Consider the following 23636-nt stretch of genomic DNA (forward strand, 5'->3'; position numbering starts at 1 on the left):
AGCTTTTTCTCAAGCCCCGCCGCAAATTCGCAAAAAGGCGTCTACGTCGCTTTCCTCTGTTGCAAAGCTCGTCACGAGGCGGATGAGCTGTTCGTTCTCGCCGACCTCCTGCTGCATATCGTGTGGTGTTGGCCACTCGTAGAAGCTCGCTCCTGAGTCGCGGGCGGCCTTGGCGCTCTGCTTGTCCAGCACGACGAAGAGTTCGTTGGATTGGGTGGGCCAGGCAAGGCGGGCACTGTTGGAGGCGGAAAGACCGTCACGCAGGCGGTTTGCCATCGCGTTGGCGTGGGCGGCAAGCTCCAGCCACAGGTCGTTCTGGAAATAGGCGTCGAACTGGGCCGCCATGAAGCGGGTCTTGGAGAAGAGCTGGGCGGAGCGCTTGCGGATGAAGGGCAGGTCTTCTGCCATTTTCGGATCCATATAGACGATGGCTTCCGCGCACCAGCAGCCGTTCTTCGTTGCGCCGAAGGAGAGGATATCGACGCCGCGCTTCCAGGTCATTTCGGCAGGCGTTGTTTCGAGCGCGGTCAGCGCGTTGGCAAAGCGCGCCCCATCCATATGAAGAGGAACGCCGGCGCTCTTGGCAATCTCGGAGATCGCGGAAATCTCGTCGAGATCGTAGATCGTGCCCTGTTCGGTGGCTTGCGTCATCGTCACCAGCATCGGCTGGCCCTGGTGGATGGAGCCGGGCGGAAAGCGGTCGATGGCGGCTTTCAGGTTCTTCGGCACCATCTTGCCGTTTGGCCCTGCCACCGGCATCAGCCGCGAGGCGTTGGAAAAGTAGATCGGCGCGCCGCATTCATCCTCGATCACATGCGCTTCGGAATGGCAAAAGGCGATGCCGCCGGGACGCGCCACACTTGCAAGCGCCAGTGAATTGGCAGCGGTGCCGGTGCCGACGAAGAAGACGGCGACCTCGCGCTCAAAAATCTCGTTGAACTTCTTCTCTATTGCCTTGTCCAGTTCGCTCGTGCCGTAAGCGGCAGCAAAGCGGGTGGATTCCTTCATCAAACGCTCGTTGATGGCCGGGTGGGCGCCAGCCCAGTTATCGGAGGCAAAAATCATCGTCAGCACTTTCAAGCAGGTTGCGGGCAGGAATGTCGCGCGGTTGATACGATCAGCGAGGATAGGTCCGAGGTTTTACGAGCATATTTCAGCCAAGGCAAATGCGGCAATGAAAGCAATCATTTCTGCGTCCCTGAGGAAGAAAATTACGCAATCCTTCATTTGGTTGAAATTTCACGTCATAAAGCTTGTCTATAAATTAACGGCATCCCCTTGCGAAAGGTGGGTGTTTCTGTCATTGTTCAGACAGAATTAAGACAGCAATGCTGTCCTAAATTGGAATGCGGAGACGGATTTGGCTTCTGAGATGAGGGCCGGATCGGCCTCCGCCTCTCTGCGTGACACCATGCAACGAGTTTGCAGGAGGGATGACAATGACCATACGGCTGGAAGGCGAAAACGCCCAGGCACTTCTAACGAATGACTGTCCGAGCAACCCGTCGGAGGCGTCGTCGCCTCGTGCGACGATCGGCGGTCTTCCGGCCAAGCAGGGTCTTTATGATCCACGCAATGAGCACGATGCCTGCGGCGTCGGCTTCGTCGCGCATATGAAGGGTCAGAAGTCGCACCAGATCGTCAAGGACGGTCTCTTCATCCTCGAAAACCTCACGCATCGCGGCGCCGTTGGCGCTGATCCGCTGATGGGCGATGGCGCTGGCATTCTCGTGCAGATCCCTGACCGCTTCTTCCGTGAAGAAATGGCCAAGCAGGGTGTGACGCTGCCGAAGGCTGGCGAATATGCCGTTGGCCACATCTTCTTTCCGCGCGATCCGGAACGTATTGAGCACTACAAGAAGGTTATCGTCGATGTGATCGGCGAAGAGGGCCAGCAGTTCCTTGGCTTCCGCGATGTGCCGGTCGACAATGCCTCGCTTTCGAAGGCTGCTGACATTGCTGCCACCGAGCCGCATCACGTGCAGGTCTTCATTGGTGCGGGCCGCGATGCCGCCACCAATGCCGAGTTCGAACGCCGTCTGTTCCTTATCCGCAAGGTTCTGTCCAACCGCATCTATGACGCCGGCGGCGGCAAGGAAGCGCAGGATTTCTATCCTGTGTCGCTTTCCTCCTCGACCATCGTCTATAAGGGCATGTTCCTGGCCTATCAGGTCGGCGCCTATTACAAGGACCTCTCCGACCCGCGCTTCGAAAGCGCCGTCGCGCTCGTTCACCAGCGCTTCTCCACCAACACCTTCCCGTCCTGGAAGCTCGCCCACCCGTACCGCATGGTTGCCCATAACGGCGAAATCAACACGCTGCGTGGCAACGTCAACTGGATGGCGGCGCGTCAGGCCTCTGTTTCCTCCGCTCTCTTCGGCGACGACATTTCCAAGCTCTGGCCGATCTCCTACGAAGGTCAGTCGGATACGGCCTGCTTCGACAACGCGCTGGAATTCCTGGTGCGCGGTGGCTACTCCATGGCCCATGCCGTCATGATGCTGATCCCCGAAGCATGGGCTGGCAATCAGTCCATGAGTGCCGAACGCAAGGCGTTCTACGAGTATCACGCGGCCCTGATGGAGCCATGGGATGGCCCGGCAGCTGTTGCCTTTACCGATGGCAAGCAGATTGGTGCGACGCTCGACCGTAACGGTCTGCGTCCAGCCCGTTACCTCGTCACCGATGACGACCGCATCATCATGGCATCCGAAGCTGGCACGCTGCCGGTGCCGGAAGAGCGCATCGTCAAGAAGTGGCGTCTGCAGCCCGGCAAGATGCTGCTGATCGACATGGAAAAGGGCGAAATCATCTCGGATGAGGACGTCAAGCACGAGCTTGCCGCCAAGCACCCGTACCGCAACTGGCTAGACCGTACACAACTGATCCTGGAAGACCTGAAGCCGGTTGAGCCGCGCGCGCTGCGTCGCGACGTATCGCTGCTCGACCGCCAGCAAGCCTTCGGTTACACCAGCGAAGACACCAAGCTTCTGATGTCTCCGATGGCGACCACCGGTCAGGAAGCCGTCGGCTCAATGGGCACCGATACGCCGATCTCGGCCATGTCGGAAAAGTCCAAGCTGCTTTACACCTACTTCAAGCAGAACTTCGCGCAGGTCACCAACCCGCCGATCGATCCGATCCGCGAAGAGCTGGTGATGAGCCTCGTCTCCTTTATCGGCCCGCGTCCGAACATTCTGGACCATGAAGGTGCGGCACGTGCCAAGCGTCTGGAAGTGCGCCAGCCGATCCTGACCAATGGCGATCTGGAAAAGATCCGCTCCATCGGCCACACGGAAGACCGCTTCGACACCAAGACGCTCGACTTCACCTATGATGTGGAGCGTGGCGCTGAAGGCATGCCGGACATGCTCGACCGTCTGTGCGAGCGGGCGGAATCTGCCGTGCGCGGCGGTTACAACATTATCGTCCTGTCCGACCGTCAGGTCGGTCCGGATCGCATTGCAATCCCGGCGCTGCTGGCAACCGCTGCCGTTCACCACCACCTGATCCGCAAGGGTCTGCGCACCTCGGTCGGTCTCGTCGTCGAAACCGGCGAGCCGCGCGAAATCCACCATTTCTGCCTGCTGGCCGGTTATGGAGCGGAAGCGATCAATCCCTATCTCGCCTTCGACACGCTGCTCGACATGCACAAGCATGGCGCGTTTCCGAAGGAAGTGTCGGACGACGAAGTGGTCTATCGCTACATCAAGGCGGTGGGTAAGGGTATTCTCAAGGTCATGTCCAAGATGGGCATTTCCACCTACCAGTCCTATTGCGGCGCGCAGATTTTCGACGCCATCGGCCTGTCGTCGGAATTCGTCGAGCAATACTTCTTCGGCACCGCCACCACCATCGAAGGCGTGGGCCTGAAGGAAATTGCCGAAGAAACCGTGGCACGCCACACGGCGGCTTTCGGCAAGGACCCGATCCTTGCGAACACGCTCGATATCGGTGGCGAATATGCCTATCGCATGCGCGGCGAAAGCCACGCCTGGAGCCCGGATTCGGTTGCCACCCTGCAGCATGCCGTGCGCGGCAACAGCCAGGAGCGTTACCGCGAATTCGCCGAGATGGTGAATGACAGCAACCTTCGCATGAACACCATTCGTGGCCTGTTCAAGATCAAGAGCGCCGAGCAGCTCGGTCGCAAGCCGATCTCAGTCGATGAGGTTGAGCCAGCCGTCGATATCGTCAAGCGCTTCTCCACCGGTGCCATGTCCTTCGGCTCGATCAGCCGTGAGGCGCATACCACGCTTGCGATTGCGATGAACCGCATCGGCGGCAAGTCCAACACGGGCGAAGGCGGCGAAGAGTCCGACCGTTACATGCCGCTTCTCAACGGCCAGCCGAACCCGGAACGCTCGGCCATCAAGCAGATCGCCTCTGGCCGCTTCGGTGTGACGACGGAATATCTCGTCAATGCCGACATGCTGCAGATCAAGGTCGCGCAGGGTGCAAAGCCCGGCGAAGGCGGCCAGCTGCCCGGCCACAAGGTGGATGCGACGGTTGCCAAGACGCGCCACTCTACGCCGGGCGTCGGCCTGATTTCGCCGCCGCCGCACCACGACATCTACTCGATCGAAGATCTGGCACAGCTGATCTACGACCTGAAGAACGTCAACCCTGAAGCCGACGTGTCCGTCAAGCTCGTCTCCGAAGTGGGTGTCGGCACGGTTGCTGCCGGTGTCGCCAAGGCGCGCGCCGACCATATCACCGTGTCCGGCTTCGATGGCGGCACGGGAGCGTCGCCGCTCACCTCGCTGAAGCATGCCGGTAGCCCATGGGAAATCGGTCTTGCCGAAACCCAGCAGACGCTGGTGCTGAACGGTCTTCGTTCGCGCATCGCGCTGCAGGTGGATGGCGGCCTGAAGACCGGCCGTGACGTCATTATCGGTGCGCTTCTGGGCGCCGACGAGTTCGGCTTTGCGACGGCTCCGCTGATTGCGGCGGGCTGCATCATGATGCGCAAGTGCCATCTGAACACCTGCCCCGTGGGCGTTGCAACGCAGGACCCGGTTCTGCGCAAGCGTTTCAAGGGCACGCCGGAGCACGTCATCAACTACTTCTTCTTCGTGGCCGAAGAAGTGCGCGAAATCCTCGCTTCGCTTGGTGTTTCCAGGCTGGACGAGATCATCGGCGCTTCGGAGCTGCTGGAGAAGGATGAGATGCTGGCGCACTGGAAGGCACGCGGGCTCGATTTCAGCCGCATCTTCCACAAGGTGGAAGCGCCGAAGGAAGCGACTTACTGGACCGAGCGCCAGAAGCACCCTATCGACGACATTCTCGACCGCAAGCTGATCGAGAAGTCCATGCCGTCGCTGGAAAACCGCGAGCCGGTGGTCTTCGAAGTACCGATCAAGAACGTCGACCGTTCCGCTGGCGCGATGCTGTCTGGCGCGCTTGCCAAGCGTTGGGGCCATAAGGGCCTCAAGGACGATACGATCCATGTGACGCTGCGCGGCACGGCTGGTCAGTCCTTCGGCGCGTTCCTGGCACGCGGCATCACCTTTGATCTCGTCGGTGACGGCAACGACTATGTCGGCAAGGGGCTGTCTGGTGGTCGCATCATCGTGCGTCCGCCGGAAAATGCCCGCATCGTTGCGGAAAACTCGATCATCGTCGGCAATACCGTGCTTTACGGCGCGATCACCGGCGAATGCTACTTCCGCGGTGTGGCCGGCGAGCGTTTTGCCGTGCGCAACTCCGGTGCGATTGCCGTCGTCGAAGGCGTGGGCGACCATGGCTGCGAATATATGACAGGCGGCATTGTCGTGGTTCTGGGTGAAACCGGCCGCAACTTCGCAGCCGGCATGTCCGGTGGCGTGGCCTATGTTCTGGACGAGACCGGCGATTTCGCCAAGCGCTGCAACATGGCGATGGTCGAGCTGGAGCCGGTGCCGGAAGAAGACGACATGCTGGAAAAGCTGCACCACCACGGCGGCGACCTCATGCACAAGGGACGCGTGGACGTTTCCGAGGACATGACACGTCACGACGAGGAGCGCCTCTACCAGATGATCTCTAACCACTTCCACTACACCAACTCCACCCGCGCCAAGGATATCCTTGACCGCTGGAGCGAGTTCCGTCCGAAGTTCCGCAAGGTCATGCCGGTCGAGTACCGCCGTGCGCTTGAGGAAATGGAGCGGCTGAAAATGGGTGTTGCGGCTGAATAATCCGCCGCGCGGCAATGGTTCATCGACTGATTTCGCTGCTCATCGCACTCGCCCCACCAGCGGCGACATGGGTAGCCAGCGGCGAAATCAGATTTGAGTTTATCGTGCTGGGAGCGATCATGGGCATCGCTTACTGGTACTGGGGTCCGAGCGGGACCCTGCTTTGATGTGAGGAAAGTAACATGGGCAAGGTTACAGGTTTTCTGGAGATCGATCGTCAGGTTGGCAAGTATCAGCCGGCGTCGGATCGTATTCGCCATTTCCGGGAATTCACCATTCCCATGTCGGATGCCGAAGTGCAGAAGCAGGCGGCGCGCTGCATGGACTGTGGCATTCCCTATTGCCACGGCCCGACCGGCTGCCCGGTGCATAACCAGATCCCAGACTGGAACGATCTGATCTATAACAACAATTGGGAGGAGGCGATCCGCAACCTCCATTCCACCAACAACTTCCCGGAATTCACCGGCCGTGTCTGTCCCGCCCCTTGCGAGGAAGCCTGCACGCTGAACCTGGAAGATGCACCAGTCGCCATCAAGACCGTGGAACAGGCGATTGCCGACAAGGCCTATGAGCTTGGCTTCATCGTGCCGAAGCCTGCCACCGTTCATACCGGCAAGAAGGTCGCGATCATCGGCTCGGGTCCGTCTGGTCTTGCCGCTGCCCAGCAGCTCGGCCGCGCCGGTCACGAGGTGCATGTCTATGAGCGCGAAACCAAGGCCGGTGGCCTGCTGCGCTACGGCATTCCCGACTTCAAGATGGAGAAGAACTTCATCGATCGCCGCGTCGAGCAGATCAAGGGCGAGGGCGTGACCTTCCATTACGGCGTCAATGTCGGTGTCGACATGACGGTTGAGCAGCTGATGGCCGAGCATGATGCCGTGCTTTATTGCGGCGGCTCGGAAACCCCGCGTCCGGCCGGTATCGGCGGCACGGAGTTCCATGGCGTTCACGATGCCATGCCCTACCTGGTGCAGCAGAACCGCCGCGTTGGCCGCGAAAATATCGACAGCGTCGGCTGGCCTGCCGATCCGATCCTTGCAGGCGGAAAGCATGTCGTCGTCGTCGGTGGTGGCGATACGGCGTCCGACTGCGTCGGCACGGCGTTCCGTCAGGGAGCTGTGAAGGTAACCCAGCTCGACATCCGCCCGATGCCGCCGGAAAAGGAAGACAAGCTAGCGGTCTGGCCTTACTGGGCCACCAAGATGCGCACCTCGTCCTCGCAGGCCGAGGGTGCCGCACGTGAGTTTCAGGTGGCGACGCTCGAATTCGTGGGTGACGAAGACGGCGTGCTGACCGGCGTAAAATGCTGCCAGGTGGATGAGCGCCGCAAGCCGATTGCTGGCACGGAATTCATCATCAAGGCCGATCTCGCCTTCATCGCCATCGGCTTCTCCGGTCCCTTCACTGACAGCGTTCTGAAGGAGTTGGACGGCAAGCTGACGCTCAACACCGACCGCCGTGGCTCCACCAACGTCGTTGCCAATGACCGCGACTACAAGACCTCGATCGACAAGCTCTGGGCCGCCGGCGACGTGCGCCGTGGCCAGTCGCTGGTGGTCTGGGCCATCCGCGAAGGCCGCCAGGCTGCGCGCGCCATCGACGAGGCGCTGATGGGAAGCACGATTCTGCCGCGCTGAGTGATTGTCGGATAATCCCATGAAGATACGCCCGGGACGTCGTTCCGGGCGTTTTGCTTTATGCCGCCGCCATGAAGCGTTCGCGATAGGCCTGTGGGCTCACGCCGAAGCGGCGTTGGAACAGGCGGCGCAGGGTTTCTTCGCTGCCAAAACCGGCGCGGCGCGCAGCGCGCGAGACCGGCTGGGCCTGCTCCAGCAGACGCCTTGCGGTCTCCAGACGCATCTCCTCCAGTGCCTTGGACGGCGTCACACCCGTCTGCTCGCGGTAGTGACGGGAGAAGCTGCGAAGGCTCATCCCCGCTTTCTCGGCAAGATCGGCAACTGACAGATCCTGCGTGATGTTTTCCATCATCCAGGCATGCAAGCCGTCGAAGCGGCCGCTTTCATCCTGAAGCGTCAGGGCTGCGCTGAACTGCGACTGGCCGCCCGGGCGCTTGAGGAACACAACGAGCTGGCGCGCAACGGCCAGTACGACCTCGCGGCCAAGGTCGTTCTCCACCAATGCGAGAGCGAGGTCTATGCCTGCCGTCACGCCTGCAGAAGTCCAGATCGCTCCGTCCTGTATGAAGATCGGGTCCGGATCGAGACGGACCTTGGGAAAACGCTTTCGAAACTCGCCGCAGCGTTGCCAGTGCGTCACTGCCCGCCTGCCATCGAGGAGACCGGTGCTCGCCAGCAGAAAAGCGCCGCTGCAGACAGAGGCCGTGCGTCGCGCCGTTTTGGAGCGCTGCGCGATCCAACTGACAAGTTGTTGATCTTCACAGGCGCGATAGACGCCCCAGCCACCCGGAACGATCAGCGTGTCCAGCGCTTCGCTGGCACCGGAGAGAGCCGATGTGCCGATCGTGAGCGCGGACGATGTGACGATGGGGGTCTGCGCACCGACGGCGACCGGCTGATAGTGCGCAGGTTTTCCCGCATTGACCAGCAAGTCGTTCGTCGAGGCAAAGACCTGCAAGGGTCCTGCTACGTCCAGCAGCTGGACATCCGGAAAGGCAAGAATTTCGATACGTCGCATGATTTTGGCCTGAAGCGTGGGATGAATGGCAATTACGCCAAGCCATGCGCGCCTATCATTCCCTCGTCAACAGGAGAGTTCACATGACCTATCGCTTCGGCTTTCTCATCTTTCCGAATATCCAGCAGCTCGATCTGACCGGTCCATATGAGGTCTTCGCATCGGCGAGCAACAGCGAAGTCCATCTGGTGTGGAAGGACAAGAGCCCGGTTCGCTCCGTAACGGGGCTGAGCTTCACGCCGGATGTCGATTTCAGCGACAGCCCACAATTCGACGTGCTCTGTATTCCGGGCGGTGGTGGGGTCAATGCGCTTCTCGAGGACGAGGCAGTGCTCGGCTTCATTCGTAGCCAGGCTGAGAAGGCGCGCTACGTCACCTCCGTCTGCACCGGTTCGCTCGTGCTGGGTGCTGCCGGTCTGCTGAAGGGAAAGCGCGCTGCAACGCACTGGAATGCGATGGATTTTCTGCCGCATTTTGGCGCGACCCCAGTTTATGAACGCGTGGTCAAGGATGGCAATCTCATCACCGCTGGCGGCGTCACCTCCGGCATCGATTTCGGTCTGTCGCTCATCTGCGAATTGATGGGGGAGGAGGAAGCCAAGATCGTGCAATTGTCGCTGGAATACGCACCGGCGCCGCCGTTCAATTCCGGCACCCCTCAGGAAGCGTCATCCGATATCGTTGAAAAAGCCAAGGCCCGCATTGCCCGGTCGCGTCAGGAGCGGGAGAGGTTGCTCATCGCTCGATAAGCGGCTTCATAGGAAGCTTGGCACAATAAAAACGGCCCCCGTGCGTCCTGCGCGGGGGCCGTTTTCCCACATGCGTGGAAATCAGTGCTTGTTCTTGTGGCTCTGCTGGCCGGCCTTCATGTGCTGCTCGGACGTGCCACCCTGCTTGCCGCTGGTCTTGCTGTCCGATGCGGACTTGGACGATGCGCTGCGGGTTGCCTTGTCGTCGCTGTTCTTGTGCGACTGCTTGCCGGCTTTAACGTGTTGTTCGTGCGTGCCACCTTGATTGGCCATGACGGTATACTCCTCATATCCATCTTTTTTCAGCAAAGCCTCATGCCTTGCCGGGCGTGAACACAGCTTGAAGGGAGATCGTTCCGACTTTAATATTTCGTGATGAAAAACCGGCGAAAACGGGTAGCTGACTACCCGTTGCGCCACATAGCGTCTATTTCGCCGCCGTTTCGCCGGTCGCCGGCAGGCGGTAATCGTCCACGCGGCCAAGCGGCGCATCTTCCATCAGTCCGCGCTTCGTCAGCTTTTCGCGCGGCGTTTCGACCACGGAAAATTTGGCCGGAGCCGGTTTTCCACCAAGCAGAGTGTCACCACCGTCGAGATCCGGATCGGTCAGGCTGATCGGCTGGGTGCGAACCTGCTGGGCATCGATGCCGAGTGCCGGGAGCGAAGTCAGTGCGGGCAGGTTGCTGCCGTCCAGCGTTTTCAGATCGGGTTCTGCGCCATCGAGATGGCGGCGAACGAATTTCTCCACATAGAATGCGAGCTTCTGCTTGCCGGCCTGGGTCATGCCGATGCCGTCTGCCTCGCGCAGACGTGCCTGCTGGCCGTTCACGTCATATCCCGTGGTCACGTATTTGCCGCCCTCATCCACGAAGCCGTCCCAGACATCGACGAACTCGCCGCCGAGCTTTTCGATATGGCTACGGTAAAGGCGGTTGAAGCCGACGAAATCCGCCGTCAGCGAGGGCGACTGGAAGGCGGGCAGACCCACCCATAGCACCGGCACCTGCTGGCGCTTGGCAAGTGTGATCAGAGCGTCGATGCGCTTCTCATATTCCTTGAACCAGAGTTCGGTGCCGTATTTTTCCTTCGTGCCGCCGATATCCATCGCCTGACGGTCGTTGGAACCCATCATGATGACGATGGTGGCAGGCTTGGTGTCCTTGATGAATTGCGGGAGATTGGCAAACCAGTCGTAGTAATCCGAACGCACCAGACCGGACGAGCCGTTGGCACGCACGTCGATGGCGATGCCTGCGGAGCTTTCGAAGTTGGACACAAGCGCCTCGCCCATGGCGCCGGCTAGAAAATCACCGACGATGAGAACGCGTTTGGCGGTTTCCAGCTTCTCGACCGGCGCGGGCTTGGCGGTGCGCATCTGCACGACCGACGGCGTACTGCGCGGCGCCGATGGCCTTGTGACGGAACGGTTGGAGTTCTGGCGTGGCGGTGCAGCCTGGCGCCGCTGCTCGCGCCGTTCCGGCGAATAAAGACGATCATTATACTGATTGGGGCCGCCAAACAGCATTTCCATCAGCGTGCGGCGTTCGCGGTACTCCTGCGCAACCGCAGTTGCCGTCCAGGACGGGACGCTGAGCGTCACGACAAGAAGCGCGACACTGCCGCGCTTCATGGTCTTTGCAATGGGTCCTGCTTCTCTGGTGGTCATGGCGTGATGTTCCCGAGACGGTCCCATTGACTATATGCTAATATTCTTGGCCCGTCAGGACCATTATCAGTTCCGCAGTGCTCTCAGCAGGGTCTGCGATGGCTCGCCATCATTTTGCAGGCCCATGCGCCTCTGAATGGCGCTGATCGCTGCCTTCGAGCCGGAGCCGAAATTGCCATCGATTTCGCCATCATAATAGCCGAGCTCCTTCATACGCGTCTGAAGCTCGAACTTTTCCTTGATGTCCAGCGTGCCGTTCGGGCGCGGCCACTTCTGCTGCATGCCGCCATAACCGGCAATCTCGTCTGCCAGAAGGCCAACGGCAAGCGCATAGCTGTCCGACGCGTTGTAGCGCTTGATGGTGAAGAAGTTTTTGGTCATCAGGAAACCTGGACCATTCGAACCACCTTCAAGCTTCAGCGTCGCGCGATCCGAACCGCGCGGAAAACCCTTGCCGTTCGGGCGGAGGAAGCCGAGCTTCTGCCATTCGGCGAGCGACTTCGTCTGGTCCGCATAGCGTGCTCCGCCAGCAGGAACGGCTGTCTCATAACCCCAGGTGCGGCCCGGCTCCCAGCCGTTCTTCGCCAGAAGGTTGGCAGCCGTTGCCAGCGCATCCGGCACGGAATGCCAGATGTCGCGCTTGCCGTTGCCATCCGCATCGACCGCATAGAGCAGGTAGCTCGTCGGGATGAATTGGGTGTGGCCCATGGCGCCTGCCCATGAGCCGGTCAACTGCTTTGGCGTCACGTCACCCGACTGCAGGATTTTCAGTGCGGCAATCAGCTGTGTGCGGGCAAACTTGGCGCGCTTGGGATCGGAATAGGCAAGCGTTGCCAGTGCCTGGGGAATGTTGTGAAGGCGTTCGGGCTTTTCCAGCACCGCGCCGTAATTGGATTCCATCGACCAGATGGCGAGGATGACGTGCTTGTCGACACCGAAATTGCGCTCGATCCAGTTGAGCGTCGTGGCGTGCTTCATCTTCATCTCGCGACCGATGCGCACCGTGTAGGGGTTCACGCGGCTGTCGAGATAATCCCAGATCTGGGTGGTGAATTCTGGCTGATAGGTCGCCTTACGCAACGCATCGGGATCAGGTTCGGAAACGCCTGCAAAGGCCTTCTGATAGGTCGCGCGCGAAATGCCTTCCTTGGCGGCTGTGGCATAGAACTGGTTGATCCATTGCTTGAAACCCGCATCTGCATTTGCAGTGACGGGTGTCAGAGCAATGGTCAGGCCTGCGAGTGCTACGCAGCCAAATTTACGGACGCCGGAAAGGATCATCTTTTTCATCGTCAGTCTTTCGTTTCTCTCGAATGTCAGTTCGATTGCGAGACACGCATCGGGCTTCACGACGGGGTACCAGATTAAAGTCAACAAATTCTTTACCATTAACGATAGGTAACGTCACCCTTTGCAAAAACTTGCCACTTTTGTCATAACAAGTTCGTGTGCGTTACTTAAAAGCCGTTGAAATCTCTCAGGAGGGATGTGTGGTAGAAAAGAAGAAGATTCGGAAAGCAGTGTTTCCCGTTGCAGGTCTTGGAACACGTTTCCTGCCGGCAACAAAAGCGGTTCCGAAGGAAATGCTCACGGTGGTCGACAAGCCAGTCATCCAATATGTGGTGGATGAGGCAGCTGAGGCAGGTATCGAGCACTTCGTGTTCGTCACCGGACGCGGCAAGGGCGTGATCGAGGACTACTTCGACATCCAGTTCGAGCTGGAGCAGATGCTGCGCGAGCGCAACAAGAATGCCGAATTGACCCTTCTGTCCAATATCCTGCCGAAAGCCGGCACCGCCAGCTTTACCCGCCAGCAGGTTCCGCTCGGTCTCGGCCACGCGGTATGGTGCGCACGCGACATCGTCGGCGATGAACCCTTCGCGGTTCTGCTGCCCGACATGATCATGACGGGTGACAACAAGTCCTGCCTCAAGGGCATGGTCGAGCTCTACGATCAGAGCGGCGGCAACGTTCTTGCGGTTGAAGAATGCGCACCGGAGCTTGCCCATCGTTACGGCATCGTAGCGCCCGGCGAGGAGATCGGTAACGGTTTCCGCATCACCGACATGGTGGAAAAGCCTGCCAAGGGCACGCAGCCGTCGAACTATTTCATCAACGGCCGTTACATTCTCCAGCCGGAAATCTTCACGCTGCTCGAAACGCAGGAACGTGGTGCCGGCAACGAGATCCAGCTGACGGACAGCATGCTGAAGCTTCTGAAGCAGCAGGACTTCACCGCTTATCCATTCCGCGGCGAAACCTACGACACCGGCGCAAAGGATGGCTTCATTCTGGCCAACCTGGCTTTTGCCCTGCAGCGCGAGGACATCCGTCCGCTGATCGAAGGCCCGCTGAAGGACATCATCGCCAAAATGGGCTGATCCGGTTGATCAAGTCACCCCGTCGCTTTTGGGCTCGACCCGGAAGCTCAGGGTGGCAAGCCTCAAGAATCCCGGCCTCGCGCCGGGATTTTTTTATCGCCTGAGCGTCAGGCCAGCGCCAATGCGCCAATCGCTTGTCTTGATGACGGGCGTGGTTTCGTAAGTCAGGTCGGTGGTGAAATCGAGATAGCGGTTGATCTTCCAGGTCAGGCCAGCGCCCACCGAATACTTGATTTGATTGTCGATGCTGTCTGTCTGGAAGTTGCGGTGTTCAAGCCCGGAGCTTAGCCGCGCCACGAGATCGTTTCGCAATTGCTGGATGACCGCGACCGTCAATTGACGCGTGACCCAACCGCCGCGCGCGCCGCCGGCAAAATCTTCTATGTCGGTCTTCAGGCCGAAATTGACATCCGTGCCGCGCATGGGGGACCAGGTGAGGGTGCCATCTGTGGTCAAGGCGTTGACCGATGCCAGACGGTTATCGTCGTAATCGCGCCGCAGCAGGCCGACTGCCACTTCGCCGCGCCACTTTTCGCCGAGATCGATCTGCGTTCCGACCTTGGCGCCGTAGGAGGTGGAAGATCGCTGGTAACCGGTGCTGTCTGTCTTGTTGTCGTAGGTGCTCAAGGCGCCCGTCGCTTCGAGGAAGGGGACGAGCGCAGGCGACATTTCGTAGCCGACACGGCCGCGCAAGGCTACGCCGGACCGATCTCGGTCGGCAAGGCTGATCGACTGGCCATTGATGCCCTTGGCATCAGTATAAATGGCGCGGGAGAGATCGAGGGCTGCAAGCGCCTTGACAAGACCGATATTGCGCTCGATCGACCCACCAGCTGTGAAGAGATGTTCGCCACCCTGGATCGATGCACCGGAAATGGCGTTCGGATCGCTGGTGTCCTCGCGGCTGAAGGCATAGCCCGCCTTGAGCCGGGCGGTTGTCTGGTCTGCCAGATCGAGCCGCAACTCCGCCTGCACGTTGGCGCTCGGGTTCTCCCCGGCACTGCCGCCGCTGATATTGCGCTCATAGACGCCTTCGCCTGAAACCGTCAAAGCGTGGCGCGACCAGTCGCTGGTCAGTGTGCCGCGAATCCCGGTTGCCAGATAGGTCCGGTTGGTGGAGGCCGCCGGAAACTTCTTGTTTTCATGGTTGATCGTCTGGCTGATCGATGGGCGCAGCGTGAGCGTCCCGATGCGGATTCCGGGTGCTGTACCATCATCGACGGTGGCTTTCTCGCCGCCATCCACCGTCGGCTCGAAGATGTTGTCGCGCCGGTCGGCTGGCTCTATCGCCTCATCCACCGGTTCGGGTATGGCGCTGCCGGGCTCTGTGCGCGCACCAATCACGCCATTCGGCGTTTGTTCAGGACGTGGCGTGGGAACAACGGTTGCGGCGGGCGTATCGGCATTCGTGCCGACTGGCTGACCGGACGCTGGATCGTTGGCATAAGGATCGGCGCTTTGAAGGCCGACCGGCAAGACCGGTGTGTTGCGGCCCGTGTTCTGGCCGCTGTTCTGGCCGGTATTTTGCCCGCTTGTCTGGGCCTGCACAGGAAAGGACAGCCACAGGCAGGCGGGCAGAGCGACGGCTGCTCTGCGCAACGTCTTCAGACGCATCGCTCTGCTGTGACGGTTCATGCGTTTCACCCGGATTCGGTATGTTGGTTACTCAAAGGTAAAACCGCATGGTTAACATCTGGTTGATCACAGTTGATTGGAGGGCGCCAACCCAGACGCCAGCAGGATTTCGCCAATGGACAGGCAAAGGCGAAAAGAGTAACAGTCCGGCCATGACCACGAGATCTGCCGCCCTGACTGAAAACAATGCCATCGAGTCTGCGCTGAGAACCGTTTCGGTGGAGCGGAAAGGGCTTGCTGCCCTGGAAACGGCGCTGTCTGGCGATCTTGGCGAGGCCTTTGCCAGAGCCGTCGATGTGATCGGCAACATCACCGGCCGGCTGATCATTACCGGCGTCGGCAAGAGCGGCCATATCGGCGCCAAGCTTGCCGCGACCTTTGCCTCCACCGGAACGCCTGCCTTCTTCGTGCATGCAGCGGAAGCCAATCATGGCGATCTTGGCATGATTGGCGGCAATGATGCGGTGCTTGCGATTTCCAAGGGCGGCGAAAGTGCAGAGCTTCGCAGCATCATCAACTACACCCGCCGCTTCGCCATTCCGCTGATTGCGCTGACCTGCGCCAAGGCGGGATCGCTCGCCAAGGCGTCCGACATCGTTCTCCTGCTTCCGGATGAGGAGGAGGCCTGTCCGCATGGGCTTGCGCCCACCACATCCACTCTCATCCAGCTTGCACTGGGCGATGCGCTGGCGATTGCCCTGCTTGAGGCACGCAAGTTCACCGCTGGCGATTTCCGCGTATTTCATCCGGGCGGCAAGCTCGGTGCGAGCCTGACGCTGGTCGGCGATATCATGCACACGGGCGAGCGCGTACCGCTCGTTGTTAAAGGCACGCCGATGGCAGATGCCATCCGTGTTCTGGCGCAGAAGCATTTCGGTTGTGTTGCGGTGCTGGATGAGAATGAACGTCTTTGCGGTATCGTCACGGAAGGCGACATGGCGCGCAATCTGACGCGCAATCTGGCTGAGCTGACGGTGGACGACATCATGACGCGCACGCCCAAGACGGTGAAGAAAGAGGTGCTTGCGACGGCGGCCTTGGCCACGCTCGAAAAGCACCATATCGGCGCGCTGATTGTGATCGATGAGGACAGCAGGCCGATTGGCCTCGTTCACTTCCACGATCTGCTCCGGATCGGTGTTGCCTAATCTCATCGTTGCAAGCGTGCTGCGATCGTTCAGATCCGCTGATACGCTTTAGCGCATCACGGGCTTGCGTGTGTTGCCATAGAGGGTAAGCAGGATGCCCGCCGTGACGATCAGGGTCGCTCCCACGACGGTGTGGATCGTAGGCACATCTCCAAACATCACGAAGCCGAGAATGCTGACCCATATGAGGCTTTGATATTCCAGCGGCGCCAGGACCGATGCCGGTGCAAAACGATATCCCTCGAAGAACAGCATTTGGGCGAGCAATATTTCGATGCCAAGGATCGCACACATGCCGATCTCGAACCAGTTTGCCGGCGTGGTCCAGTCCATCAGCAGGCCGCTGACCAGGCAGAAGACGCAGCCCGTTGTCAGCAACTGCGCCTGCGTGCTTTCCCGTGTCGCGGCCTTGCGGGTGTAAATCACCGCAAGAGCCCAGAAAATCCCGGAAGCAAAGGCAAGCAGGGTTGGAACAGGGTTGAGGGAACCAGTCGGATTGGCGGCGATGACGGTGCCGATCATTCCCAGGACGACCGCCGCCCAACTTGCTCTCCCGACCTCTTCGCCGAGAATCGGTATGGCGAGGAGGACGATGATGACCGGGGCTGCGGCATAAAGCGTTGTGACTTGCCCCAGAGGCATGAGCTTTGCGGCGGCAAAGAAACAAAAGGTGCAGGCGATTTGGAACAGCGCTCTGACCGCCGTCGCCCCCTTATAGGGGCTCCTGATAACTTCTCGGCATACGGAGGGCTTCATCATTATGGTGGCGAATACCATCACGATGCTGCGGATGAAGAGGAGTTGCCAGACGCCGAACAGGTTTCCCATCCACTTCATCGTGGCGTAATGGAGGGAGTACATCATGTAGCAGCCGCAAACCAGAACGATGCCCAGTGCCCTTTTTTCATGGGTTGTGATCACCGCGGGCCTCCCGGTTGATGTTTTCGCACATGCGAATACCGAAGTGCGGGATCACGTTTGCCTGGGGGGCGGCTGTGAGGCTTTCATTTGACATTGACCGACCACATACCCCTTAATGCCTCAGTGTGAATTATATAGTAGACCGGTCGTCTAGTAATGGCTCGAGAGAATGCGACACGACACAAGCTTATTTGCGAAGGGCTGAAAGGCTTGATTGCGCATGGCTATGAAGGAGTGGGGATCGGGCCGATCCTGGCGAGCGTCGATGTGCCTAAAGGGTCCTTCTACCATTTCTTCAAAAGCAAGGACGATTTCGTCGGCGCCATCATCGAGTATTATGCAGAGATATGGGAAGCGCAGCGCAAGGACATCTTTGGAGATCAAAGGCTTAGCCCACTCCAACGGCTCGATGTCTATTTTGGGCTGCTCGAAAGTCAGCTTCGCGAGGAGCATCCATCAGGCGGGTGTCTGTTTGGTGCCCTCGGGCAGACTGTTTCAGGCCGAAGTTCCATGCTGCGGTCCAAGCTAGCGCAGGCCTTTCGTTCCTGGGAAAGCAGCATCGCGCGCCTTCTTGAAGAAGCAGAGGTCGCCGGTGAGCTGAGGGATGGCATCGATCCGCACATGGCTGCCGGAGAACTTGTCGACGCTTATGAAGGCGCAATCATCCGCGTAAAGCTCAACGACGATCTGAAGGCCTTCGCGCGTTTTCGAACACTGGCGCTTGCGAAACTGAGACAACCACGCGGACAGTGAGGCGATGCCATCGCCTGCGTCTCACCGTTTTGCGACACTTTAAAGCTTGAGGGCTGCGTCGACGCTTAAGCCTTCTCCACCGTTAATGTGCGACCATGGGCAGAGGCGATCCGGACCCGGGTGCCGGCCGGCTGATCCGCGCCCTGCACCGGCCACCATGTATCATCCAGACGAATACGACCGCGACCTTCGGTGATCGGCTCCTGGAGGGTCGCGGTGCGGCCGATGAGGCTTGCCTCGCGCTGGTTGAGGAATGGCTCGTCCGTTGCCGCGTGTTTGCGGTCATAGTAGCGGCGACCGGCAATGGCGAAGGCGACGGAGAGTGCGGCAAACAGTAGGAATTGGAGCTGCCAGTTCCAGAAGCCCATGTCCCACAGCGCCAGAGACAGCGCGCCGATCACCAGCGCAGCCGCGCCGATCCAGATCAGGAACACGCCCGGTGCCGCCAGTTCCGCCACCAGAAGGATGGCGGCCAGCACCCACCAGCTCCAGGGACCGAGATCGGCAACAAGTTTCTCGATCATGTCACTTGTCCGTCGGGGCAGCGAATGGGTTGGGCACGGTCACGTTGATTGTCTGGCCGCCCGGGCGGTTGGAGGGCGGAACGGAGGAACGGCTTGCCGGTCCGCGTGGAGCGGGCGGAGGTGTTGTTCCGTCATTGTCCTTGCCAAAAACCTCGCGGGCAATGGCGCCAATGCCGCCGAGCGAGCCGATCAGCGACGAAGCTTCCATCGGCATCAGCACGATCTTGGAATTGGTCGCCTTGCCGATATCGGCAAGCGCCTCGGTATATTTCTGGGCGATGAAGTAGTTGATGGCGTGGATGTCACCGGCGGCAATAGCCTCGGACACCATGCGCGTTGCATTCGCTTCGGCTTCCGCCAGACGTTCGCGTGCCTCGGCGTCGCGGAAGGCGGCTTCGCGCTGGCCTTCGGCTTCCAGAATGGCCGATTGCTTGGCGCCCTCGGCGCGCAGGATCTGAGCGTTACGCGACCCTTCGGCTTCCAAAACCTGGGCGCGCTTTTCACGCTCGGCCTTCATCTGGCGGGCCATGGAGGTGACGAGATCCTTTGGCGGAGCAATGTCCTTAATTTCGATGCGCGTGACCTTGATGCCCCACGGACCGACGGCTTCATCGACGACGCGCAGCAGGCGATCATTGATGGCATCGCGGTTGGAGAGAAGCTCGTCGAGATCCATCGAACCCATGACCGAACGAATGTTGGTCATCGTCAGGTTCTGGATGGCGAATTCCAGATTGGCGATCTGGTAGGCGGCCTGGGCGGCGTTCAGCACCTGGTAGAAGGCCACCGCATCCGAAGACACGCTGGCATTGTCCTTGGTGATGACCTCCTGGGTCGGAATATCCAGTACCTGCTCCATCACATTCATGCGCGCGCCGATGCGCTCGATGAAGGGCGTGATGAGGTTAAGGCCGGGCTCCAGCGTGCGGGTGTAGCGCCCGAAGCGCTCCACCGTATAGCGGTATCCCTGCGGCACGGTCTTGATACCGGCAACGAGCGTCAGGATGACAAGAATGACCGCCGCTATGACAAAAATATCGAAACCGCTCAAATCCATTCCTGCTCTCCTGTTTCATCAACGAGGGGTAGCCGAGACTGGATCAGACCCAGCCCTGCAACTCCTTGCGTACAACTTTTTCGAGAACTCGCATACCATCGGCGCTGTCGTTGAGGCAAGGAATATGGGTGAATTTCTCGCCGCCATGGTGCAGGAAGCTTTCGCCCGCTTCACCGGCAATTTCTTCCAGCGTCTCGAGACAATCGGAGACGAAACCCGGGTTCATCACCGCAATGCGCTTGACGCCTTCGCTTGCCAGCTTCTCCACCGTCTTGTCGGTATAGGGCTGCAACCACTCTTCCGGCCCAAAGCGAGACTGGAAGGTGATCATGAAGCGGTCTTTGTCCAGCCCGAGCTTTTCGCGCAGCAGGCGGCCGGTCTTCATGCACTGGCAGTGGTAGGGATCGCCCTTCTTGAAGTAGGATTGCGGAATACCGTGGAAGGATGCGATCAGCTTTTCCGGCTCCCAGTCCAGCGTTGCCAGATGGCTCTTCACCGAGTTTGCGAGCGCATCGATATAGGTTTCGTCATCGTGGTAAGGCGGCACGGTGCGCAGTGCGGGCTGCCAGCGCATTTTCATCAGGTGCTCGAAAGCCTTGTCGTTGACGGTCGCCGTGGTGGCCGCCGCATATTGCGGGTAGAGCGGGAAGAGCAGGATCTTCTCACAACCCTGTTCCTTTAGCGCATCGATCTTGGAGGCGATGGACGGCTGGCCGTAGCGCATGCCCCAATCGACAACAACATTCGGCAAATCGGTCAGCGCCTGCGCCATCAGGTCGGACTGGTTGCGGGTATAGGTGCGCAGGTAGCTTTCGTTCTTCTCGTGGTTCCAGATTTCCTCGTAGGCCTTGCCGACCTTTTGCGGGCGCTTGTTCAGCACGATGCCGTAAAGGATCGGGTACCAGAAGACACGCGACCATTCGATCACGCGCTTGTCGCTCAGAAACTCCGCAAGATAGCGGCGCATGGACTTGTAATCCGTGCCATCCGGCGTGCCGAGATTGACGAGAAGAACGCCAACCTTGCCGAAGGAAACCTTCGGATGGTCCTTGGGCAGGTGGCTTGCGGGGAAAGTGGTGATGTCTGCGGCCATTAACTTGTCCTGAACTCTCATGAATCGCGGAAGACTACGTCCGCGCGTGCATCGTGGATCAATCTTTAGACCATCAATCCCGTGATCTGAATTGATTTTTGACAAAGCCCACGCGGCATTTGAGCGCGTCGCTGCACCTGGGCATGAAAAAGCCGGTCCGCGACGCGAACCGGCTTCTCCTCATCAATTCCCGCGCAGATCAGTTGGCCGGAATGGTCAGTTCTTCACCGATCTCGATATGGTTCGGGCGACGCAGTTCGTTGGCTTCGGCGATCTTCTTCCAGTCGACGCCCTTGCCGTATTTCTCCTCGGCGATCTTCCACAGCGAGTCGCCCTTGGTGACGACGTATTTTGCCGCTGCGGTGGCAGCCGCCGGTGCGGATGTCGTTGTGGTGGAAGGTGCTGCTGGAGCCGTTGTGGCAGGGGCTGGTGTTGCCGGTGCTGCTGGAGCGGCCGGAGCAGGCGCGGCAGGAGCCTGAGCAGTGGTGGCCGGAGCGGGTGCAGCCGGTGCCGGTGCGGCAGGCTGCTTTGGCGGAGCGACGTAGTCGGCAGGCGTTGCGTCTACGATACGGCCATCGGTATAGGGTTTGTAAGGGCTGTGCGCGCCGATATAGGCGGCGACAGCGTCTTCCAGGCTCGGTCCGAAGTCGTAAGGGTTGATTGCCTTGGTGGCAAAGGTTTTGAAGCCGTCGCCGCCGGTACGGGTGTAGTTGTTGGTGACCACGCCGTAGGTCTTTTCAGGGTCGAGCTTGACGAAGTTGTCGCCTTCCTTGACCTCGACGGAGACAATGCGGCTTCCAGCTGGCTTGGAGCGATCGAAGGTGTATTTCAGGCCGGACGCCTGAACGAAGCGACCCGCGCCTTCCTCGATCTGGCTTGCGCCGTTTTCAAGTGCGGCCTGCAGGTCCCCACCCTTGATCTGGAAGGTAGCGATGGAATTCTGGAACGGCAGTACCGTCAGAACCTCGCCCATGGTTACCGGACCGGCATCAATGGAGGCGCGAAGACCGCCACCATTCTGGATGGCGATGGTGATGCCCTGATCCTTGACGCGATCAAGCAACGCATCGGCAACAAGATTGCCCATTGTGCATTCCTTGACGCGGCAAACCTCGCGCGAACCGTCAATTGCAGCTTCGCTGACGCCGATCTCCTTCTTCTTCATTTCTTCGAGCGGCGCGGCCAGTTCCGCCACACGCTTGTTGAAACCTTCATCCTGCGCCACGGCGGCATCCAGCAGCTTCGGCGCGCCGGTTGCGGATTTCACCACGCCATTGTCATCGAAGGTGACGGAGAGATCGCCGAGATATTTGGAATAGGCATAGGCGGTGACGACAGGCACATCGACACCGGAAGGGTTCTTGACCAGCGTCGGGTAGGGACCGGCAGCCTTCGGATCGGTGCTGGAAAGCAGCGTGTGGCTGTGGCCGCCGACGATCACGTCGATACCATCCACTTCTCTGGCGATTTCCTGGTCGCGCACGTAGCCGACGTGGGAGAGCAGCACGATCTTGTTGACGCCCTGATCCTGAAGCTCCTTCACCGCGCCCTTGAGGTAGGTGACTTCGTCTTCGAAGGAGACCTTGTCACCCGGCGAGGAGGTTTCGCCGGTGTCGGTGGCGAGAACGGACACCACGCCCACCTTCTGACCGCCCATTTCCTTGACGACGTAGCCCTTGAACTTGTCCTTCAGTTCGGAGCCATCGGCAATCTTGGTATTGCCGGAAATGATCGGGAACTTGACGGCGTTGATCAGCTTCAGAAGTTCTGCCGGGCCGTCATCGAACTCATGGTTGCCGATCGCCATGGCGTCGAAGCCGATGCCGTTCATGAATTCGGCAACCGGTCCGCTTTTGTACTGCGTGTAGAACAGCGAGCCCTGAAACTGGTCGCCGGCATCAAGCACGAGAATATTGGCGTTCGGCCCAAGCTCGGCGCGGCGCGCATCGATCGCACCCTTCACGCGGGCGATACCACCGAAGCATTCCTTCTTTTCTGCGTCGGCAGCCGAGCAGGTGGAGTCTGATTTGTTGATGGGCTCGATGCGGGAGTGAAGATCGTTGATGTGCAGGATGTTGAGTTGATAATCGGCGAGTGCTGCGCCTGCCGAAAGAGCGACCACGGAGGCGGTCATCAGGCCAAATCTCAAAATCCTGTTCATCAGTCTCTCTCCTGTTGATGTCTTGCTTGCAGTTTCGGGCTGCACATCTCTTGCTAATTCAAGAGTGTGACAGCCTTTCGAAGGCATGTTTCCATCTTGAGGCATCTGCTGCAAGTAGAATTGTTGGGGGAGAAGACACAATAAAAAACGCGCGCTACACGCGCGCGTTGAAATACCAAATCGGCTTTGCTTTGCGACCGGCGCTTAAGGCTCAGCCTTGGCGGTTCAGCGTAAACTGGCTGTTGCTGTCCGTGGTGCAGTTCAACTGGCCGGGCGAAATCAAGGCGCAATTGACGCGCGACTGGGTGTTACGCACCAGCGAGGTCATGTTGATCTCATAGAGCGTTGGGGAGATCGCCACGTAGGTTCCCGATGCCAACAGCGTGTTGGTGTCGGACGAACGGGTGGAGAAAGAGCCGTTCTGGAAGGTGGAGACGATACCGTTACGGTCGATCCAGCGGCCATCCACTGCGGGGCGCTGGGAGATTGACGGCATGGGCCGCACAGGGCTGGAAGCCGGCGCACAAGAAGAAACGGCAATTGCAGCCAACAGCAAGGCAACACTTGTCTTGAAATACATCACTCTTTTCTCCTGCGATTCTTCAGCCGATGGTTAATGACGATGGCGCGAGTTCGGGTTTATTGCAAGCCAACGAGAGGCGATACTCACCAGTTCCTCGTTGGACTCACAAAAGCGCAAGCGTGGCAAAA

Annotated in this window: 18 protein-coding genes; 6 read left to right on the plus strand and 12 right to left on the minus strand. The window is 59.5% G+C overall.

The genetic code is table 11. The features are described 5' to 3' along the window. Positions 1–9 precede the first annotated feature (9 nt). Positions 10–1065, minus strand: coding sequence for a low specificity L-threonine aldolase (locus QZ869_RS01410; protein ID WP_296102143.1), 1056 nt, complete (start codon positions 1063–1065; stop codon positions 10–12). A 374-nt stretch (positions 1066–1439) separates the two neighbouring features. Here QZ869_RS01410 and gltB point away from each other — a divergent pair, with 374 nt between their 5' ends. Both gltB and QZ869_RS01420 read left to right on the plus strand, forming a co-directional pair. Further along, on the plus strand, positions 1440–6179 hold the full coding sequence (gene gltB, locus QZ869_RS01415; protein ID WP_296102145.1) for a glutamate synthase large subunit: 4740 nt from the start codon (positions 1440–1442) through the stop codon (positions 6177–6179). Between the two features lie 182 nt (positions 6180–6361). Then, on the plus strand, positions 6362–7819 hold the full coding sequence (locus QZ869_RS01420) for a glutamate synthase subunit beta (RefSeq protein ID WP_296077893.1): 1458 nt from the start codon (positions 6362–6364) through the stop codon (positions 7817–7819). A gap of 58 nt (positions 7820–7877) precedes the next feature. On the opposite strand, the gene QZ869_RS01425 is transcribed toward QZ869_RS01420, so the two are convergent. Beyond that, on the minus strand, positions 7878–8837 hold the full coding sequence (locus QZ869_RS01425) for a GlxA family transcriptional regulator (RefSeq protein ID WP_296102147.1): 960 nt from the start codon (positions 8835–8837) through the stop codon (positions 7878–7880). Between the two features lie 83 nt (positions 8838–8920). Between QZ869_RS01425 and QZ869_RS01430 the strand changes: the two genes are divergently transcribed. Beyond that, the gene (locus QZ869_RS01430; protein WP_296102148.1) at positions 8921–9586 is read left to right on the plus strand and encodes a DJ-1/PfpI family protein; all 666 of its coding nucleotides are present in this window, start codon (positions 8921–8923) and stop codon (positions 9584–9586) included. An 81-nt stretch (positions 9587–9667) separates the two neighbouring features. Here the strand turns inward: QZ869_RS01430 and QZ869_RS01435 are convergent, their stop codons facing one another. The 3 genes from QZ869_RS01435 to QZ869_RS01445 all read right to left on the minus strand — a co-directional run bounded on the left by QZ869_RS01435 (position 9668) and on the right by QZ869_RS01445 (position 12542). Continuing rightward, on the minus strand, positions 9668–9859 hold the full coding sequence (locus tag QZ869_RS01435; protein ID WP_296077890.1) for a hypothetical protein: 192 nt from the start codon (positions 9857–9859) through the stop codon (positions 9668–9670). 154 nt (positions 9860–10013) lie between these two features. After that, positions 10014–11216, minus strand: coding sequence for a DUF459 domain-containing protein (locus QZ869_RS01440; protein ID WP_296102544.1), 1203 nt, complete (start codon positions 11214–11216; stop codon positions 10014–10016). Between the two features lie 102 nt (positions 11217–11318). Further along, entirely contained in the window at positions 11319–12542 is a 1224-nt protein-coding gene (locus QZ869_RS01445) for a lytic murein transglycosylase (RefSeq protein WP_296016601.1), read from the minus strand. Between the two features lie 200 nt (positions 12543–12742). Here QZ869_RS01445 and galU point away from each other — a divergent pair, with 200 nt between their 5' ends. Beyond that, positions 12743–13633 (plus strand): UTP--glucose-1-phosphate uridylyltransferase GalU, encoded by an 891-nt coding sequence (gene galU, locus QZ869_RS01450; RefSeq protein WP_113180803.1) that lies wholly within the window; start codon positions 12743–12745, stop codon positions 13631–13633. Positions 13634–13726: 93 nt separating this feature from the next. On the opposite strand, the gene QZ869_RS01455 is transcribed toward galU, so the two are convergent. Next, positions 13727–15268 carry an outer membrane beta-barrel protein gene (locus QZ869_RS01455; RefSeq protein ID WP_296102150.1) on the minus strand — a complete coding sequence of 514 codons (1542 nt, stop codon included), beginning with the start codon at positions 15266–15268 and terminating at the stop codon, positions 13727–13729. Positions 15269–15420: 152 nt separating this feature from the next. On the opposite strand from QZ869_RS01455, the gene QZ869_RS01460 reads away from it, so the two are divergent. Continuing rightward, entirely contained in the window at positions 15421–16416 is a 996-nt protein-coding gene (locus tag QZ869_RS01460) for a KpsF/GutQ family sugar-phosphate isomerase (protein ID WP_296081076.1), read from the plus strand. Positions 16417–16464: 48 nt separating this feature from the next. On the opposite strand, the gene QZ869_RS01465 is transcribed toward QZ869_RS01460, so the two are convergent. Then, entirely contained in the window at positions 16465–17337 is an 873-nt protein-coding gene (locus tag QZ869_RS01465) for a DMT family transporter (protein ID WP_296077885.1), read from the minus strand. Positions 17338–17493: 156 nt separating this feature from the next. Here QZ869_RS01465 and QZ869_RS01470 point away from each other — a divergent pair, with 156 nt between their 5' ends. After that, positions 17494–18090 (plus strand): TetR/AcrR family transcriptional regulator, encoded by a 597-nt coding sequence (locus QZ869_RS01470; RefSeq protein ID WP_296096886.1) that lies wholly within the window; start codon positions 17494–17496, stop codon positions 18088–18090. A gap of 65 nt (positions 18091–18155) precedes the next feature. On the opposite strand, the gene QZ869_RS01475 is transcribed toward QZ869_RS01470, so the two are convergent. From QZ869_RS01475 to omp10, 5 genes are all read right to left on the minus strand, one after another. Further along, positions 18156–18614, minus strand: a complete 459-nt coding sequence (locus QZ869_RS01475; RefSeq protein WP_296038381.1) for an NfeD family protein — start codon at positions 18612–18614, stop codon at positions 18156–18158. A gap of 1 nt (position 18615) precedes the next feature. Then, positions 18616–19671 carry an SPFH domain-containing protein gene (locus QZ869_RS01480; RefSeq protein WP_296016618.1) on the minus strand — a complete coding sequence of 352 codons (1056 nt, stop codon included), beginning with the start codon at positions 19669–19671 and terminating at the stop codon, positions 18616–18618. Between the two features lie 43 nt (positions 19672–19714). Continuing rightward, the gene (gene hemH, locus QZ869_RS01485; protein WP_296038383.1) at positions 19715–20764 is read right to left on the minus strand and encodes a ferrochelatase; all 1050 of its coding nucleotides are present in this window, start codon (positions 20762–20764) and stop codon (positions 19715–19717) included. Between the two features lie 199 nt (positions 20765–20963). After that, positions 20964–22925 carry a 5'-nucleotidase C-terminal domain-containing protein gene (locus tag QZ869_RS01490; protein ID WP_296102152.1) on the minus strand — a complete coding sequence of 654 codons (1962 nt, stop codon included), beginning with the start codon at positions 22923–22925 and terminating at the stop codon, positions 20964–20966. A 211-nt stretch (positions 22926–23136) separates the two neighbouring features. Continuing rightward, positions 23137–23505, minus strand: a complete 369-nt coding sequence (omp10, locus tag QZ869_RS01495; protein WP_296016625.1) for an outer membrane lipoprotein Omp10 — start codon at positions 23503–23505, stop codon at positions 23137–23139. Positions 23506–23636: the final 131 nt, after the last annotated feature.

The sequence above is a fragment of the uncultured Agrobacterium sp. genome (genome assembly GCF_913777885.1).
In the GTDB taxonomy this organism is placed as follows: domain Bacteria; phylum Pseudomonadota; class Alphaproteobacteria; order Rhizobiales; family Rhizobiaceae; genus Agrobacterium.